Below are 17,187 nucleotides of genomic sequence, written 5' to 3' on the forward strand. Positions count from 1 at the left end.
ACGATCGTTCTTTTTATAAGGCGCCATGCCCAGATTGACCGAAGAGCGCCGCCAGCAGCGGCGCGACCAGATTCTCGATGCCGCCCGCGGCTGCTTCCTGCGCCAGGGGCTGCATTCCACTTCCATGGACGACATCATCGCCGCCTGCGGCCTCTCGGCCGGCGCGGTCTATGCGCATTTCAAGGGCAAGGACGATATCATCGTTTCGGCCCTCGCCGGTTCGATGCTGCGGCTCGAAGAGGTGCTGGCCCCGTGTTTTGCCGAGCGGCCCTTGCCGCCGCCGGCGGCTTTTCTTTCCGGTCTCATCGCAGCCATAGAGCATTTCGCGCAACGCGCCGGCTTCGACCTGCGTCAGGTGGCGGTGCTGGGCTGGGCCGAATCCCAGCGCAATCCGGCCATGGCCGACATTCTCACGGCTGCGCATGCGCGCTATCGTCTGGCGCTCGAAACGATCGTCGCGCAATGGAAAGCCCAGCAACTGATAGCCCCGGAAGCCGATGCCGGGGCCGTGGCGGCGACCCTGCTGACCCTCGTCATGGGCAATACGGCCGAAGCCGCGATTTTCAAGGGCAGTTCCGGCGCTCCGGGCGCCGGGCTTGCCTGGCTTTAGCGCGCAAAAGCCTTGTCATAGGGTTCGAGCGCGTCCTGCAGTGCCTGCAAGTCCTCGGGCATGTCAGCCTCGAACATCATCTCTTCGCCCGTCACCGGATGCTCGAAGCCGAGTTCGGCGGCATGCAGCGCCTGCCGCCCAAGGGCGCGAATGGCGCCGGCCAATTCCGCGGGCAGGCGATTGACCTTGGTCGCATAGCCCGAGGCATAAATCTGGTCGGCGACCAGCGGATGGCCGATATGGGCCAGGTGTACGCGGATCTGGTGGGTCCTGCCGGTTTCGAGCTGGCACTGGATGCGGGTAATGTCCCACTTCTCTTCGCCATAGCGCGCTTCCACGGCATAGTGCGTGATCGCCTCGCGCCCATCCTTGCGCACGGCCTGCTTCAGCCGATTGCCGGGATCGCGCCCGAGCGGCGCATCGACCGAGCCCATGGCGCTCTGCGTCGAACCCCAGGCATAGGCGATATAGGCGCGGTGCAGCGGCCCAGTGCGGCCGTGATCGGCAAATTGCTCGGAGAGATGCTTGTGCGCCTTCTCGGTCTTGGCGGCCACCATGACGCCCGAGGTGTCGCGGTCGAGCCGATGCACGATGCCGGGGCGCTTGACCCCGCCAATGCCTTTCAGGCTTTCCCCGCAATGGAAGATCAGCGCATTGACCAGCGTGCCATTGGGCGAGCCGGGAGCAGGGTGCACCACCATGCCAACGGGCTTGTTGATGACGATGAGGTCGTCGTCCTCATAGAGGATATCGAGCGGAATATCCTCTGCCGCCGGTTCGGGATCTTCCGGGGGTGGGGCAAGAAGGACGATTGTCTCGCCGGCCTTCAAGCGATACTTGGGTTCGCTGACGGGTTTGCCGTCGATGGTGACGGCGCCATTGAGGATCAGGTCCTTGATGCGGCTGCGACTCAGGACGTCGTGCTCTTTGGCGAGCACGGCATCGAGCCTGCCCCCGGCGTTGGTTTCATCGACGACAAGTTCGATCGGCTCGCCCTCGAATTCGAAATCGGTATCGTCCGCCATGAGTGATCCTGAAAAGTCCGGCAATAAGCCCGCCCCTGCCGAAACCGAAGTCTCGCCCGAGGCTGCCGCCGCTATTGGAAAAGCACGCCGCTCGGCGGGTGTCGCCATGGGCATCATGTTGCTGGGCTTTATGGCGATTGGCGTGGCCGTTGTCTATCGCCTCATGCGCGATGCGCCCCCGCCGACCATCGCCGCAAGCGTCAGCGTGCCCCAGGGTTCGGAGGTGCTTTCCTCGCTCACCGTCGATGGCACCATCCAGGTCACCTATCGCGCCGGGGGCGCGGTGATGCTGGCCGTGTTCGATTCCAAGACCGGCGAATTGCGCCAGAGCACGGAAATCGCGGCGCGGTAGTGCTGGAGGGCCTAGCGCCCCTGAATTTCCCGCAGCGCTGCGAGGCGATCCGACACCGAACCGCGACGCGGACCTTCGCCCGTCGGCGGCTCCAGCGTGCCCATTGTCTCGCCATCGTCGGCAAAGCGCTGGACACGGTCGAAGAGGCTCTCTTCGACATTGGTTTCGAGCGGCGTATCGTGATCGACGGCATAGACCAGCCGGCTGACGCTGGCGGCGATATCATTGAGCTTTTCGCGCAGATGCGCCTCTTCGAACCGCTCGGTCTGCCAATCGGCAAGGATCGAGGATTCGACATTGGCGACCTTGGAACGCAGGCGCTCCACCTCGTCTTCGAGGCCAAGCTTGTCGGCCAGCAATTGCTCGACGCGGCCATTGCTCTCTGCAACTGCCTCGCTCGACTCTGCCAATAGGGCATTGAGCCGATTTTCGGCGCTGGCCATGCGTGCTTCCGCCGCCACCAGCGCTTCGGCATTTTCCTCGTCGCGCGCATCGCGCCGGGCGAGGGCATCGCGCATCTGGGCGATGGCGGCATTGGCGTCCGAGGAGCGGCGATCGGAATTTTCCAACCGCTCGATCAGGCTGCGCGCCTGCTCTTCGAGAAAGCTGGCGCGCTTGCGCTCGATGGCGAGCAGCGCAGTCAGCCGATCGACATCCTGGTCATAGTCGCCGCTGAGGTTTTCGCCGCCGGTTGCCTCCGGAAAACCCTCGCGCAGGCTCCCGCGCAGGGTTTCGATTTCTTCCTGGCGCACTTCAACGTCGCGGTCGCGCATGCGCAACCGCTGGGCGAGGTCCGTGCCGTCTTTTTCAAGCTCCAGAATACGCGCCCGCAGATCGACCTGCCGGCTTTCAAGCTCGGAAACCACGGCCATGTGCTGCTCGCGCTCGGCTTTCAACGCACCGAGATCGGTGCGCTTCTGGTTCACATCGCTCAATTGCTCAGCGAGCCGCTTGCGCAGCGTCTCGACATTCATTTCGAGCCGGCGGGTCGAAAGCGCGAATTCGGCCCGCAACTGGTCCTTGTCGGCGCGGAATTCGGAGAGGGTGATCGGGGTCGCAGCTTCGATGCGGCGCTTGGTCAGGCGTACGGCACGTTTCCACACCGCCGGCATGATGATCAGCGCGACCAGCCCTGCCACCAGCAGGCCCAGCGCAAAATACATCATGTTTTCGATCAGCATCGTGCGTACTCCGGCTGCAAGCAGCCCCGGCAAAGCCGGCTCGTCCATATTCCGATTTACCGCTCAGGTTTTATCCTGGCCATCTCCACAGAAGATTAACCCTAACGGCTTTAGGACACGAGTCACGAAAAAGCCGGGGACAAAGCCCCGGCTCATCAATTTGCTCAACGGAAAATCCTGCCGTCAAAACGGGTTCCAGGTCGGTTGATTGGTGAAGTTGAGATAGCCGACATTGATGCCGAGACGGGCGCCGACGCCGGAACGGATCGGCACGACCACCACATTGCCGCGCTTGGTCACGGTCATGCCCAGGCCACCGATCACATAGGCGGAGCCATCGACGCCGGGATAGCGGCCCAGAATTTCCTCGATGGTCTGCAGATTATAAACCAGCATCATGACCTTCGAGCCGTCGCCGCCGACGTCGAAACCGATGCTCGGACCCTGCCAGAAGATCGAATATTCCCCGGCATTGCGGGTATAGAGTTTGCCCTCGCCATATTTGGCGCCGACAAAAAGCGCGCCGCCGGCTTCCTCGCCGAGGATATAGCCATTGGGCAGGCCGAACTGGCTCACGGCCTTTTCAACGACCGAGGCGAGGCCCTGGCTGGCAGAGCCGAAGAACTGGTGTCCGCTTTCGACCAGTTCTTCACCGGAATAGGTATCGCTCAGCGAACCCTGTGCCAGGGCGGGCGCCGCGGCGGGCAGTGCGAGCGCCAGCAAAAGGGCACCGATTTTGGCCAGGCGTTTGAACATGGATCATCTCCCTTGGGCGGCTCAGCGTGGTTACGAAGACATTAAGGTCTTTGCGGCAAATTTACCGCCGACGACGTGCCGTTCCTGGATTTCGATCATGCAGCAAACCTCTAAACAAATCTTAACCATGTTCGCCGTGGTGCTGCCGCTTTTCTGGCCGTTTTCCGCCCATTTTACCCCCGCGCTCGCTCAGTCCGTCGTCAGCTACATCACCACCGATCCGCTCACCGGCATCGCCATCGGCGGCATGGATCCGGTCTCCTATTTCACCGAAACCGCGCCGCAGCCGGGCAAGCCGGAATATGAATTCTACTGGATGGGCGCGCCCTGGCATTTTGCCAATGAGGCCAATTTCGAGGTTTTCAAGCGCCATCCGGAAATCTATGCGCCCCAATATGGTGGCCATGGCGCCATGAGCATGGCGCGCGGTTTCGTTTCGGATTCCGATCCGCGGCTCTATACCGTGTTCAAGGACCGCCTCTTCCTCTTCTATTCGGCAGCCAATCGCGAGGCATTCCTGCTCGCGCCCGATGCTGCCGCCCGCCAGGGCGCCGCGAACTGGCCCTCATTGTCCAAAACGCTATCGACGCAGTAGTGCTGCGCCGCGCCTCCCTTTATCCTCTCAATGACTGATTCACCGCTTCGGCGGGCATGGAGACCTAAGATGACCGATATCATTGAGCTCAAGGCAACGGACCTCGCCGCAATGCTGTGCTCGCGGGTTTGCCATGACCTGATCAACCCCATCGGCGCCATCGGCAACGGGCTCGAAGTTCTTGCCGATCCCTCGCAGGCCGAAATGTCGGAAGGCGCGCGCGACCTCATCGCCAGCGCCGCCAAGCAGAGCCGCGCAAAACTCGAATTCGCCCGCCTCGCCTATGGCGCTTCCTCGACCGCCGGTACCGATATCGATACGCGCGAATGCGAGCGCGTCGCACGCATTCTCTTCGATATCGAAAAAGCCGATCTCGACTGGCAGGTGCCGCTGATCCTCCTGCCCAAGCACAAGGCCAAGCTCCTCATGAACATGTTGCTGATCGCAGCGGGTTCCGTGCCGCGCGGCGGCCTCGTCACGGTCAAGGTCACCGGCCCCGCCGGCGAAGAAAAGTTCGAATTCAATTCCAAGAGTGACCCGGAAAAGCGCCAGAAGACCCTGGTTCCTTCCGGTTCCGCCGGCCTTCTCTCGGGCATGCCGGAAGAAGGTTCGGTCGATGCCCGCGGCATCCAGCCCTTCTATACCGGCCTTCTCGCCCGCATGACCGATATGGAGCTCGATATCGGCATCGAAACCGACGTCTTCTTCTTCACCGCGATTCCGAAAGCCAAGGAAGAAGCGGTGGCCGAAGAGGCCAAGGCGGAGACCGCCGGCGAATAGTTGGCACTTTGCTAACCATTCCCAAACCACTTACCGCGCATAGTCCGGGCAGCGCCTGTCTGCCCGGAGCTTTGTCATGCCCACATGCCTGATCGTTGACGACTCCACCGTCGTACGCAAAGTGGCGCGCCGTATTCTCGAAGATATCGATTATACGGTCGAAGAGGCGGAAGACGGCCAGGAAGCCTTCGAAAAGTGCAAGGCGAACATGCCCGACGCGATCCTCCTCGATTGGAACATGCCGATCATGAGCGGGCTCGAATTTCTGAAGCTTCTGCGCGCCTATATTGGCGGGGAGAAGCCGCGCATCGTCTATTGCACGGTCGAGCATGACATCGGCGCCATCGCCCTTGCCCGCAAGGAAGGCGCCGACGATTATATGCTGAAGCCGTTCGACCGGAACAGCCTCGAAGCCAAGTTCGACCTCAGCCGGATCGAAGCGGCCTAGGCCGCCACCTCCGCCGCCCTGCCGAGCAGATAAGCCTTCTCGCGCTCGTTGCGCGTCAATTCCGCCGCCTTCAGAAAATCGAGATTGGCTTCCGTATGCCGCTCGAGCTTGCGGAGGAGGTCGCCGCGCACGCCATAGAGCAGGTGATAATTCTCCAGCATGCCGCCGGCATGGATGGATTCGACGAGAGGCAGCGCCGCCGCCGGCCCTTCGGCCATGGATACCGCCACGGCCCGGTTCAATTCGACCACCGGCGAGGGCATGATTTCCACCAGCACGGCATAGAGCGACGCGATCCGCCGCCAATCCGTATCGCCGGCCCGACGGGCCCTGGCGTGGCACGCCGCAATGGCGGCCTGCAAGGCATAGGGCCCGGCAACGCCATTGAGCGCATTGACGCGATCGAGCCCGGCAAGGCCGCGGCGGATCATCAACTGGTCCCAGAGCGCCCGGTTCTGGTCCGGCAGCAATATCGGTTCGCCCTTGGCATTGGTGCGGGCATTGACGCGGCTATGCTGGATTTCCATCAGCGCCAGGAGCCCATGGACTTCCGGCTCGTCCGGCATCAACCGCGCCAGGATGCGCCCCATGCGCATCGCCTCTTCGCAGAGCTGCGGCCGCATCCAGTCTTCGCCTGCTGTCGCCGAATAGCCTTCGTTGAAAATGAGATAGAGCACGCCCAGCACGGATTGGAGCCGCTCGGCGCGCTCCTCGCCGCGAGGCACTTCATAGGGCACGCCGGCATCGGCAATGGTGCGCTTGGCGCGCACGATGCGCTGGCCGATGGTCGTGTCATTGGCGAGAAAGGCCCGGGCGATCTCTTCCGTCGTCAGCCCGCCGATCAGCCGCAGCGTCAGCGCGACGCGGCTTTCGGCCGGCAGAATCGGATGGCAAGATGTGAAAATCAGGCGCAGGAGATCGTCGCCGACATCGTCGTCCATGCTGTCATGGATGGCGGTTTCGGCGTCCGGCACCTCGTCCTCCATGATGCGGCCGACCTCTTCGAGCTTTCCCGCCGCCATCTTGCGGTGGCGGAAATAGTCGATGGCCTTGCGCTTGCCCGCCTGCATCAGCCAGGCGCCGGGATTGCGTGGCACCCCGGTTTCCGGCCAGTGTTTCAGCGCCGCCATCAGGGCGTCCTGCGCCAGTTCCTCGGCCAGCGAGATGTCGCGCACGAGCCTCGTCAAACCGGCGATCAGCCGCGCCTGCTCGACGCGCCAGACGGTCGCTATGGCCTTGTCGGTTTCTTGGCGATTGCTCATCGGCCCCTCCAAATCGCGGGCAAATCTGCCAGCGAAGTGGCACGAGGAAAAGACCGGAGTGACTGATCCCGGCAGGCGTGATCATTGATCGAACATGCCCTTGGGCGTTTCACCCTCGAGGAAGGGCTCCGTAAAACCCATCAGCAGGTCGACCTGATCGATCACCGCCGTGTGCGAGGTTGCCGGCAGAATAGCAAGGCGCGAGGCGCCGAGTGGCTGGCCCATATCGCCCGGCTCGCCGCCGCCCAGCAGGCGGAACATGCTCACGAGATGTTCGAGCGTCATCATGTCCGCATCGCCCGCAATGATCAGCACCGGCGATTTCAATTCCTTGACCTCGTCGCCCCAGGCAAGCGGCTCGTGCTCGAGCGCAATCATGCGCTCGACAAAGGGGCGAAAGCCCTCGGGATTGGGGGCATATTGCTTCCAGGCATCTTCCATCGGCGAACCGATGAACATTTCGGGCACCATGGTCGGGATCATGGCGAGAAAGGCCGGCTGTGCGCCTTCCATGTCATAGCTGACTGAAGCAGCAACAAGCTGGTCGACCTTTTCCGGATGGTCGATGGCGAGCCGCAGCCCGGCAGCGGCGCCCATGGAATAGCCAAAGATATCGGCCTTTTCCAGGCCAACCGCGTCCATGAAGGCAGCAACATCGCTGGCAAGATTGGGATAGGTGATCGGCCGGTCGATATCTTCCGTCCGCCCATGCCCCTGGAACTCGATGGCATAGACCGTGTGGTTTTCCGCCAGCGCCGGAATGATGCCGCCCATGGTCGGGATGTTCATATAGGCGCCGTGCAGCACGACGATCGGATCGCCGGAGCCGGACACTTCATAATAAAGGTCCATGCCATTGACCTCGACCGTCTTGCCCTCCGGCGCTGTCTGGGCGAGGGCAGGGGTCGCAATCAGCATCATGGCGGCGATAGGGGCAAAGCGCAGCATTTTCGTCTCCTCGATAGTGGCCCTAAGGGGCATTTCGACAAGACGACGAACCAGTTGCGCGGAAACAGACACAGCCCACGCACTTTTTTACCCGTAATGCAGTCAGCTTCGGTTCAGCTTGGCACGGCTAGAGGCACGCGCACATGTTTCGAGGGGAAACGTCATGCGCACCATATCCATCCTGGTCTTTATCGCCTGCTTTGCCGTGTCCATCGGGGGCGTCCGGCCTCAGGCGCTCTGGCAGGAGCTGATTTTCGGCACCAATGCTGAGGGCACAACGGCCGCTAATTGAGGCCAAAAACAAAAAGCCCCGCAGCGGAGGCGGGGCTTTTCGTTTCTATCGACCTGAGATCAGGCGACGTTTTCGCTATAGACATCGGCCTCATCGGGCTCGCGCAGCACATAGCCGCGGCCCCAGACGGTTTCGATGTAATTCTTGCCGCCGGTGGCAACGCTGAGCTTCTTGCGCAGCTTGCAGATGAAGACGTCGATGATCTTCAGTTCCGGCTCGTCCATGCCACCATAGAGGTGGTTGAGGAACATTTCCTTGGTAAGCGTCGTACCCTTGCGGAGCGAAAGCAGCTCCAGCATCTGGTATTCCTTGCCCGTCAGGTGGACGCGGGCGCCCTGCACTTCGACGGTCTTGGTATCGAGATTGACCATGAGGTCGCCCGTCGAGATGACCGACTGGGCATGGCCCTTGGAGCGGCGAACGATGGCGTGGATGCGAGCCACGAGTTCGTCCTTGTGGAAGGGCTTGGTCATATAGTCGTCGGCACCGAAGCCGAGACCACGCACCTTGTCTTCGATGCCGGCAAGGCCCGAGAGAATAAGGATCGGCGTCTGCACCTTGGCGACGCGCAGCGTCCGCAGAACCTCATAGCCGCTCATGTCGGGCAGATTGAGGTCCAGCAGGATAATATCGTAGTCATAGAGTTTGCCGAGATCGACGCCTTCCTCACCGAGATCGGTGGTGTAGACGTTGAAACTTTCGGACTTGAGCATCAGTTCGATGCTCTGCGCCGTGGCGCTATCGTCCTCGATGAGGAGTACCCGCATTATATTCCCCTTGTCATTCGTTCCTGCTGGAACCCGCGTGATGGGATGACAAGTCCAACCACCACGCTCCAACCCTACTGGATATGACTGAAGCCTAAGCCCAAATAGTTAACAAAGTTTAATTCGCTTCGGCAATACGCAAACACTGTTAGGGTGATTTTAATTTAAGTGTTTGAAATTGTTAATAAAAATAGATGAAAATTTCTTAAGGTAGTACGTTAAGAAGTGCCTACAAGCGATTCAGGCGACTCGTGCATTCACTGATGTGGGAGTGATTTGGGCACAAAGCTCCGCCATCTACGCCAGCGGCCCGAACACGCAGCCAATAGCGAATTTAAGTTAATGTTCGGTTATCTTGCGATTCGCGCCGGCCCCGATTCGGAGCCGCGACGTAAACCATATTTGTGTCAGCAAAAGGCCCGAGCCAAGCATGAAGGCCCTCATATCGGCCATCGACGCCATCGACGATGTCGAGGTGTTCGGGCGCGTCAAATCGGTCCAGGGGCTGCTGATCGAGGTGGTCGGTCCCGTGCGCGAATTGCGCGTAGGCGGCCGCGTCATGATCGAGGGTAGCGACGGCGGGCATCTCGCCGCCGAGATCATCGGTTTTCGCGATGGTCACGCCCTCTGCCTGCCCTTCGGCGAGCTGGGCGGCGTGCGCATGGGCTGCAAGGCCGTGTTCAAGCGCCACGATGGCGCCGTCAATCCGTCCATGGCCTGGCTCGGCCGCGTCATCAATGCCAATGGTGAACCGATCGACGGCATGGGGCCGCTGGCGCGCGGCGCAAAGTCCTATCCGCTGCGCCAATCCCCGCTTGCCGCGCATGATCGCGTGCGCGTGGGCGATCCCCTCGATCTCGGCGTGCGCACCCTCAATACCTTCACCACGCTCTGCGAAGGCCAGCGCATGGGCATCTTTGCCGGTTCGGGCGTCGGCAAGTCGGTGCTGATGTCGATGCTGGCGCGCAATACCAATGTCGACGTCTCGGTCATCGGCCTTATCGGCGAACGCGGCCGCGAAGTGCACGAGTTCATCCAGGAATATCTGGGCGAAGAAGGCCTCAAGCGCGCCATCGTCGTGGTCGCAACTTCGGACGAAGCTGCGCTCATGCGTCGGCAGGCTGCCTATATCTCGCTGGCCCTCTCGGAATACCTGCGCGACGAGGGGCTCAGGGTTCTGTGCATGATGGACTCGCTCACCCGCTTTGCCATGGCGCAGCGCGAGATCGGTCTTTCCATCGGCGAACCGCCCACGGCCAAGGGTTATCCACCGACCGTCTTCACCGAATTGCCGCGTTTGCTCGAACGCGCCGGCCCTGGAACGCCTTCTACCGGTTCTATTACCGGACTATTTACCGTTTTGGTGGAAGGTGATGATCACAATGAGCCCATTGCCGATGCCGTGCGCGGTATTCTCGATGGGCACATCGTAATGGAGCGCGGCATTGCCGAGCGGGGGCGTTATCCCGCCGTCAACGTGCTCCGGTCCATTTCGCGCACCATGCCAGGGTGCGTACCGACCGAGGTTCGGCCGGTTCTGGCAAGGGCGCGAGAGCTCATGTCCATATTTTCGGACATGGAGGAGCTGATCCGGCTGGGGGCTTACCGCAAAGGGTCAGATCCGAATGTGGACCGCGCCATCGCCGTCAATCCCAAGCTGGAAGGGTTCTTGAACCAGCAGCGGGAGGAGACGTCGACGATCGCCGAGGGCTATGAACGCCTCGCGGAGATCATCGCCGAGGCGGATGCGCAGGTCTGACGGGAGTGTGCTTGGGGCCTCTTTCGGAGACTGACTTGATGTGTAAGGAGTACAGGTCTTGAAATCGCGCAGTGAGAGCCTCATTCGGCTCAAGAAGTTCAATGTCGACGAAAAGCGCCGACAGGTCATGCAGATCGAAATGATGGTCGCGGACTTCGAGCGCATGGCTTCTGAACTCGATCAGCAGATCGAGATCGAGCAGACCAAGACCGGCATTTCCGATGTCGCCCATTTTGCCTATTCCACCTTCGCCAAGGCCGCCCTGCAGCGCCGCGACAATCTTCTCGCTTCCGCCAACGATATGCGCGGCAAGCTCGAGACGGCGCAGGACCAGCTCGCCGAAGCCCTTGAAGATCTCAAAAAGGTCGAACTGCTCGACCAGCGCGAACATCAGCGCGAGCGCGACGAGCAGAACAAGATCGAGCAGGCCGAGTTCGACGAAGTCGCCCGCCAGCGTTTTCGTAACCGCTGAACCCGGAATTCAGAATGCAAAAAGGCCCGCCGAAGCGGGCCTTTTCCTTTCCGTGGACCTCCAGTGAGCAAAGGCCCAGAGGAAAGATTACTGCGTGGTGACGGGAGCCGCCGGGTCGACGGCCGGGGCCATCGCGTCGGGGGCAGCCGGAGCCATGGCATCGGCAGGTGCTGCGCCATCGGCCGGCACGTCTTCCTCCCAGACGAAGTCGGGGGCAGTGGTCAAGGCTTCGGCCGTAGTCGGCAGCACCCAACGCTCGGTATTGTCGGCCGCCAGGGTGAATTCGAGCGAGTCGAAATCAACGGCGACATTCTTTTCGCCGATGCCCAGGAAACCACCGACGCCGATCACGACGGCTTCGATCTGGCCGCCTTCGGAGAAGACAAGATCGTTGATCGAACCGATTTCTTCGGCGTCATCACCGGCACTCGAATAAACCGGCTGGCCGATGAGGCGCGTGCCGAGATTGTCGGTATCAGCGGCTACATAGCCGGCCGACATGTCCCAGGGCTCATTGACGTCGGTTTCCTCGGCTGCGCCTGTATCAACCGGGGCTGCATCGACGCTCGGGGGCGTCGTCGCATCAGCCGGCGTGGTCGCCGGAGCGTCCGTGGCCGGGGCCTCGGTGGTGGTGGCGGGCGCATCGGTCGGGGCAGGGGCTTCCTGAGCAATAGCAGCAGTACCCATGAGCACGGCAACGGCCGTAGTAGTCAAAAGCGTGCGGATCATTGTAGGCTCCAATGGTTCATTTGTTTGAACAGGGCCATGCGGCGCAAAACTTGCCGGTAGCGTGCCGCGTGGCCCGTTATGATTGGTGAACGCCTCGATCCCCATGGCGTTCCCCATCAATTTCCCAAGTGATCGTGGAACCCTTGAACGATTCATTGAAAAGGCCGGCTCCCGCGCGAGGCGGTGCCGGCCCTTTTCCGCCTCCCTGGCGGTTGGTCGCGTCCTGCGAAAAGACAAGAATTCGCGTTCTTGCCTTAAGTAGCACCACACCTGGTTGCCGCCCGGCAGGACGCGCTCTATGAGCGACAAGCCCACAATAACGCAGCTTTGAGGGCAGGAGTCCCTCGGCGAGGTTAATGCGTTAAATTTGAATTAATCGATTAAGGTTGCACTAGCCTTGTCATAGTCGCGCATGGCCCTATGCGGCATGCCGCCGTCCATGAATTCCGGGCCGAAAGCGACAAAGCCGAGTTTCTCGTAGAGCCCCAGCTTGTCCGATTGCGCGGTCAGGTAAAAGCGCTCCTGCCCCTTGGCCCGCGCATCCGCCATGGCCCTTTCGATCAGCTTTCGCGCCACACCCTTGCCGCGCCAGGCCTGATGCACGGCAACGCGCCCGATCTTCATGTGCTCGGGCTGGGTGATGAGCCGCAGCGTTGCGACCACATTGCCCTCGGCCACGGCGACATAATGAATCGCGGTGAGGTCATAGCTATCGAGCTCTTCCTCCTCGGGCACTTTCTGCTCCCAGACGAACACCTCCTTGCGCAGGGCGAAGGCGGCATTGGAAAGGGTCGAAAAAACGGGGACGGAAAGAATGATGATGTCGGACATAAACGAGGGTTTACCAGCAAGCGCCTGATGCTGGAAGTCCGTCAGTCCTCGACGTCAAGCGCCGCCAGATGCCCCAATGCCGGCGCTTGGTGCACGAGATCATTCACGAATCCCAGCTTTTCGATCACCGCCGGCGTCAGCACGAAGGGATAGGCGTCGGCCTGTCCCATGGCGCGATTGAGATTGTTGAGCAGCGAAGCGAGCGGAATCCAGTTGTCGATGATCCCTGCCATGTCCGGCGCCATATAGGGATCGAAGTGTACTGGCGGCATGGCGAGGTTCCCGTCACCCGTCCGTGGCCTTGCCCTGATGCCGAAGGCGGCTGCCATCTCTACCGTGTCGGTGATGTGGAGATAGTGCGCAAACGTTTCGGCAAAATCCTCCCAGGGATGGGCCGTGGCATAGGCCGAGATATGGGTTTGCGGCCAGCCCGCAGGCGCGCCATTGGCGTAATAGGCCTGCAGCGCCGCGCCATAGTCGGCCCGCTCATCGCCAAACAGCGCGCGAAACTGCTGCTCCGGCGGCTGTCCACCCACGAGCAGATCCCAATAGTGGTGTCCGATCTCGTGCCGGAAATGTCCGAGCAGGGTGCGATAGGGTTCGCCCATGCCGGTACGGCGGCGCTCCCGCTCGGCGTCGTCGGCTTCCGCCAGCGCGATGGTGATGACGCCGCTTTCATGCCCCGTCATCACATGCGGCGCACTGCCGGCATCGGCGAGAAAGCGGAAGGCGAGGCCGTGCTCGGGGTCCTCGTCCCGGGTTTTCAGCGGCAAGCCCAGGCGCAGCAGCGAATAAACCAGGCGCTTCTTGGCCCGTTCGACCACCTGCCAGCGCAGGAGGTTATCGGGATTGTCGAGCGCGGGAATGGTTTCGTTATGTATGCAGGCCGCGCAGAGCACAGGTCCGCCTTGCTCGGCCGGTATCAGCCAGTTGCAGGCTCCGTGCCGGGCATTGTCGCAATAGATGTAAGTCTTTCCCGGAAAGGCCGGCGCCAGCCAGCCCCCCGCCGCCTCATCGAGCGAAATCAGAGCATTCTCCTCGGGCAGATAGCCCAGCGCGTGGCCGCAATGCTCGCAGCGGCTGTTCTCGAAATAGACGGTATTGCCGCAATGATCGCAGACGAAGAGGCGCATGCTGGTCCCCTGTTGGTGACGGGGATAATGTCACGCAGGACTTGCCGTTCCGAACGAAAAGAGAAACTGTTCGCCAAAACCGCCCGGAGCACCGCCATGAGCGTCGAATTTCTCATCACGACCCTGATCGTCGTCGTCTCTCCCGGCGCGGGTGCGCTCTACACCATCGCTGCCGGGCTCGGCCGCGGCAGCAAGGCGAGCCTCTGGGCGGCGTTCTTCTGCACCATCGGCATTGTGCCGCACATGATCGCTGCCATTACCGGCCTCGCCGCCATTCTCCATGCCAGCGCGCTCGCCTTCGAGATCATCAAATATCTCGGCGTCGCCTATCTGCTCTACATGGCCTGGGCGACGCTCAAGGAAACCGGCTCGCTCTCGGTCTCGGCCAATGCCGAACCCAAGAGCCTCAAAGACATGGCCGTCGAGGTCGTGCTGATCAATCTCCTCAATCCAAAGCTCTCGATCTTCTTCTTCGCCTTCCTGCCGCAATTCGTGCCGGCCGATGCGCCGGGCGCGGTGCCGCAGATGCTGCAACTGAGCCTTGTCTTCATGCTCATGACCTTCGTGGTCTTCGCGCTTTACGGGCTCTTCGCCGCCGCCATTCGCGGTCATGTCATCTCAAAACCCGCAATCATGACCTGGATGCGCCGCTCCTTTGCGGCTGCTTTCGTAGCGCTCGGCGCCAAGCTGGCGCTAACGTCGCGGTAAAATCTCAGTCACAGCGCCGTCGTCGGCAACTGCTAGGTCATCCCAGCGTTCTGCATTCATGCGTTACGAGGAGAGCACCATGCCGCATGTAGAGGAATACAAGATCAGGGACCGCGCCTATCAGCTTTGGGACGAAGCCGGCCAGCCCGAGGATCGGGAGCAGGAATTCTGGTTCCAGGCCGAGCGCGAACTGGCCGAGGAAGACGAGGTCGATACCTCGCGCGAAGCCTCGGTGATCGATCTACCGCCGCTGACCGCAGGCAATATCGCGAACTGACCAAAAAGAAAGGGCGACCCCGCGGGATCGCCCTTTCGCTTTTCTGATTTCGCCTGGGGCCTAGATGGCGCCCACCGTCTTGAGGCGCACGCGGGGGTGAACCTCGTTCTGGCTCATCACCACCGTTTGTGGACGGAAGCGCTCGATGATGGCGCGGACATGCGGACGGATCGAGGGCGAGGTGATCATCACCGGCAATTCGCCCTGCTGAGCTGCCTTTTCGAAGGCCTGACCAACCGACACGATAAACTGCTGCAAGCGGCTCGGCGCCATGGCGAGGTGCCGGTGCTCGCCTTCGCCCACCATGGCTTCGGCAAAGTCGCGCTCCCATTGCGGCGAGAGGGTCAGGAGCGGCAGGTTGCCGTCCTGGCCGAGATTGGCGGCGCAGATCTGGCGGGCAAGGCGCGAACGCACATGCTCGGTGATCGCCTGGATGGAGCGGCCGGGCGCCGCCACTTCCGCAATGCCTTCCAAAATGGTCGAAAGGTCGCGAATGGAAATGCGTTCGGTGAGGAGGGCCTGCAAGACGCGCTGCACGCCCGAAACAGAAATCTGGCTTGGGATAATGTCTTCCACCAGCTTCTGCTGGTCCTTGGGCAGGCCCGAAAGCAGGGTCTGCACATTGGCATAGCTGAGGAGTTCGGCGACGTTGGCCTTCAGCACTTCGGTCAGGTGGGTCGAGATCACGGTCGACGGATCGATGATCGAGAGACCACGCAATTCCGCTTCGTCGCGCAGCGCCGGGTCGATCCAAGTGGCCGGCAGGCCAAAGGTCGGCTCGGTCGTCTGGTGGCCCGGCAGGTCGATGGGATTGCCATAGGGGTCCATGACCATGAGGAGGTTGGCGTGGATCTGGCCGTGGGCGGCCTCCACTTCCTTGATGCGCACCTTGTAGTCGTTGGGCTCGAGCTGCATGTTGTCGAGAATGCGAACCGGAGGCATGACGAAGCCCAGTTCCAGCGCCAGTTGCCGACGCAGGGCCTTGATCTGCTCGGTGAGGCGGTCGGTGCCGCTTTCGTCTTCCTTGACGAGGCCCAGAAGACCATAGCCGAGTTCGAGCTTGAGATCGTCGATCTTGAGGCTGTCGCTGATCGGCGGTTCACCGGCGGGAGCAGCACCCGGCTGGCCGGGAGCGCCCTGGGGCGCCTTGGCGGCAGCATCAGCCACGGCCTTGGCCCGTTCGGCCACGTCACGGACGGCCTTGCTCTTGGAGGCGCGGAAAGCGGCATAGCCGACACCGCCCGAGAGCGCGAGGAAGGGAATAAGCGGCATGCCGGGCAGGAGGGCCAGCGCGGCCATCACGGCCGATGCCATGCCCAGCGCCTTGGGATAGCCGCCGAACTGCGTGGTAAGGGCCTTGTCGGCAGCGCCCGAAACGCCGGATTTCGACACGAGGATACCGGCTGCGGTCGACACGATCAGGGCCGGGATCTGCGAGACGAGACCATCGCCGATCGTCAGCAGCGTATAGACGCTGCCTGCTTCGCCGGGCGAGAGGCCTTCCTGCATGATGCCGATGGCCATGCCGGCCGAGACGTTGATGAAGGTGATGATGAGGCCGGCAATGGCGTCGCCGCGCACAAACTTGGACGCACCGTCCATGTTACCGAAAAAGGCGCTTTCGCCTTCGAGTTCCGCGCGGCGCTTCTTGGCGGTGTCTTCGTCGATGAGGCCCGCCGAGAGGTCGGCGTCGATGGCCATCTGCTTGCCGGGCATGGCGTCCAAGCTGAAGCGCGCCGCGACTTCGGCGATACGGCCGGAACCCTTGGTGATGACGATGAAGTTCACGATCACGAGGATGATGAAGATCACGATACCGATGACGAAATTACCGCGCGTCACGAAGTTGCCGAAGGCTTCAATCACGTGACCGGCAGCGGCCGGACCGTTGTGGCCTTCCGAGAGGATCAGGCGCGTCGTCGCGAGGTTGAGGCCAAGTCGCAACATGGTTGCGATCAGCAGCACCGTCGGGAAGGACGAGAATTCGAGCGGCTTCTGGATGAACAGGGCCGTCATCAGAATCATCACCGAGAAGACGATCGAGATGGCGAGGAGCCCGTCGACCAGCAGCGCCGGCAGCGGCACGATGAGGATGACGATGAGACCCATCACGCCGGTGGCCAGCGCGATGTCGCCCGAGCGCAGCGTATCCAGAATGGACTTCACTGACGGCAGCTTGAAGCTGAGGCGGGAAGGCGAAGAAGAAATATCGGTCATCGTGCCGGTCCTATGGCCTCAGGCCAAAGTCGAAAACCCCTCTCC

The 17,187-nt window shown here is 61.7% G+C and carries 20 protein-coding genes; 10 read left to right on the forward strand and 10 right to left on the reverse strand.

Translation table 11 applies throughout. The features are described from left to right. Positions 1–25: 25 nt before the first annotated feature. A complete protein-coding gene (locus tag JP75_RS18185; RefSeq protein WP_051960900.1) occupies positions 26–610 on the forward strand; it encodes a TetR/AcrR family transcriptional regulator in 585 nt (194 codons plus the stop codon). Here the strand turns inward: JP75_RS18185 and JP75_RS18190 are convergent. Further along, positions 607–1,635 (reverse strand): RluA family pseudouridine synthase, encoded by a 1,029-nt coding sequence (locus JP75_RS18190; RefSeq protein ID WP_051960901.1) that lies wholly within the window; start codon positions 1,633–1,635, stop codon positions 607–609. The two genes, JP75_RS18185 and JP75_RS18190, sit on opposite strands and share 4 nt — an antisense overlap. On the opposite strand from JP75_RS18190, the gene JP75_RS18195 reads away from it, so the two are divergent. After that, on the forward strand, positions 1,634–1,987 hold the full coding sequence (locus JP75_RS18195; protein WP_035085750.1) for a DUF6476 family protein: 354 nt from the start codon (positions 1,634–1,636) through the stop codon (positions 1,985–1,987). The two genes, JP75_RS18190 and JP75_RS18195, sit on opposite strands and share 2 nt — an antisense overlap. 11 nt (positions 1,988–1,998) lie before the next feature. Here JP75_RS18195 and JP75_RS18200 read toward each other — a convergent pair whose 3' ends face one another. Beyond that, positions 1,999–3,168, reverse strand: coding sequence for a hypothetical protein (locus tag JP75_RS18200; protein ID WP_152565905.1), 1,170 nt, complete (start codon positions 3,166–3,168; stop codon positions 1,999–2,001). Positions 3,169–3,351: 183 nt separating this feature from the next. Then, the gene (locus JP75_RS18205) at positions 3,352–3,924 is read right to left on the reverse strand and encodes a DUF1134 domain-containing protein (protein ID WP_035085754.1); all 573 of its coding nucleotides are present in this window, start codon (positions 3,922–3,924) and stop codon (positions 3,352–3,354) included. A gap of 97 nt (positions 3,925–4,021) precedes the next feature. Here JP75_RS18205 and JP75_RS18210 point away from each other — a divergent pair, with 97 nt between their 5' ends. From JP75_RS18210 to JP75_RS18220, 3 genes are all read left to right on the forward strand, one after another. Next, positions 4,022–4,519 carry a YHS domain-containing (seleno)protein gene (locus JP75_RS18210; RefSeq protein WP_152565906.1) on the forward strand — a complete coding sequence of 166 codons (498 nt, stop codon included), beginning with the start codon at positions 4,022–4,024 and terminating at the stop codon, positions 4,517–4,519. A 69-nt stretch (positions 4,520–4,588) separates the two neighbouring features. Further along, positions 4,589–5,299: a histidine phosphotransferase ChpT gene (gene chpT, locus JP75_RS18215; protein WP_035085756.1), complete on the forward strand. Its 711-nt coding sequence runs from the start codon at positions 4,589–4,591 to the stop codon at positions 5,297–5,299. A 76-nt stretch (positions 5,300–5,375) separates the two neighbouring features. Beyond that, positions 5,376–5,747: a response regulator gene (locus JP75_RS18220; RefSeq protein WP_035085758.1), complete on the forward strand. Its 372-nt coding sequence runs from the start codon at positions 5,376–5,378 to the stop codon at positions 5,745–5,747. On the opposite strand, the gene JP75_RS18225 is transcribed toward JP75_RS18220, so the two are convergent. Both JP75_RS18225 and JP75_RS18230 read right to left on the reverse strand, forming a co-directional pair. Continuing rightward, entirely contained in the window at positions 5,744–7,009 is a 1,266-nt protein-coding gene (locus JP75_RS18225) for an RNA polymerase sigma factor (protein ID WP_035085760.1), read from the reverse strand. The genes JP75_RS18220 and JP75_RS18225 overlap by 4 nt on opposite strands. 81 nt (positions 7,010–7,090) lie before the next feature. After that, positions 7,091–7,957 (reverse strand): alpha/beta fold hydrolase, encoded by an 867-nt coding sequence (locus tag JP75_RS18230; RefSeq protein WP_035085762.1) that lies wholly within the window; start codon positions 7,955–7,957, stop codon positions 7,091–7,093. 163 nt (positions 7,958–8,120) lie between these two features. Here JP75_RS18230 and JP75_RS27240 point away from each other — a divergent pair, with 163 nt between their 5' ends. Beyond that, on the forward strand, positions 8,121–8,249 hold the full coding sequence (locus JP75_RS27240; protein WP_280114001.1) for a hypothetical protein: 129 nt from the start codon (positions 8,121–8,123) through the stop codon (positions 8,247–8,249). 59 nt (positions 8,250–8,308) lie between these two features. On the opposite strand, the gene ctrA is transcribed toward JP75_RS27240, so the two are convergent. Continuing rightward, a complete protein-coding gene (ctrA, locus tag JP75_RS18235) occupies positions 8,309–9,016 on the reverse strand; it encodes a response regulator transcription factor CtrA (RefSeq protein WP_035085763.1) in 708 nt (235 codons plus the stop codon). Positions 9,017–9,446: 430 nt separating this feature from the next. On the opposite strand from ctrA, the gene fliI reads away from it, so the two are divergent. Then, on the forward strand, positions 9,447–10,775 hold the full coding sequence (fliI, locus tag JP75_RS18240; RefSeq protein ID WP_035085764.1) for a flagellar protein export ATPase FliI: 1,329 nt from the start codon (positions 9,447–9,449) through the stop codon (positions 10,773–10,775). A 58-nt stretch (positions 10,776–10,833) separates the two neighbouring features. Then, a complete protein-coding gene (gene fliJ, locus JP75_RS18245) occupies positions 10,834–11,247 on the forward strand; it encodes a flagellar export protein FliJ (protein WP_035085765.1) in 414 nt (137 codons plus the stop codon). An 87-nt stretch (positions 11,248–11,334) separates the two neighbouring features. Here fliJ and JP75_RS18250 read toward each other — a convergent pair whose 3' ends face one another. The 3 genes from JP75_RS18250 to JP75_RS18260 form a co-directional block, all read right to left on the reverse strand. After that, positions 11,335–11,976 carry a PRC-barrel domain-containing protein gene (locus JP75_RS18250; RefSeq protein ID WP_051960903.1) on the reverse strand — a complete coding sequence of 214 codons (642 nt, stop codon included), beginning with the start codon at positions 11,974–11,976 and terminating at the stop codon, positions 11,335–11,337. Between the two features lie 372 nt (positions 11,977–12,348). Beyond that, the gene (locus JP75_RS18255; RefSeq protein ID WP_035085766.1) at positions 12,349–12,807 is read right to left on the reverse strand and encodes a GNAT family N-acetyltransferase; all 459 of its coding nucleotides are present in this window, start codon (positions 12,805–12,807) and stop codon (positions 12,349–12,351) included. 41 nt (positions 12,808–12,848) lie between these two features. Then, a complete protein-coding gene (locus tag JP75_RS18260) occupies positions 12,849–13,940 on the reverse strand; it encodes a zinc-binding metallopeptidase family protein (protein ID WP_051960904.1) in 1,092 nt (363 codons plus the stop codon). A 96-nt stretch (positions 13,941–14,036) separates the two neighbouring features. Here JP75_RS18260 and JP75_RS18265 point away from each other — a divergent pair, with 96 nt between their 5' ends. Further along, positions 14,037–14,648 carry a LysE family translocator gene (locus tag JP75_RS18265; RefSeq protein ID WP_035085767.1) on the forward strand — a complete coding sequence of 204 codons (612 nt, stop codon included), beginning with the start codon at positions 14,037–14,039 and terminating at the stop codon, positions 14,646–14,648. A 79-nt stretch (positions 14,649–14,727) separates the two neighbouring features. After that, positions 14,728–14,925 (forward strand): DUF2934 domain-containing protein, encoded by a 198-nt coding sequence (locus JP75_RS18270; protein WP_035085768.1) that lies wholly within the window; start codon positions 14,728–14,730, stop codon positions 14,923–14,925. 60 nt (positions 14,926–14,985) lie between these two features. Here the strand turns inward: JP75_RS18270 and flhA are convergent, their stop codons facing one another. Further along, the gene (flhA, locus tag JP75_RS18275) at positions 14,986–17,142 is read right to left on the reverse strand and encodes a flagellar biosynthesis protein FlhA (protein ID WP_035085770.1); all 2,157 of its coding nucleotides are present in this window, start codon (positions 17,140–17,142) and stop codon (positions 14,986–14,988) included. Positions 17,143–17,187 lie beyond the last annotated feature (45 nt).

Origin of the sequence: Devosia riboflavina, from assembly GCF_000743575.1 — a bacterium.
Taxonomy (GTDB): domain Bacteria; phylum Pseudomonadota; class Alphaproteobacteria; order Rhizobiales; family Devosiaceae; genus Devosia; species Devosia riboflavina.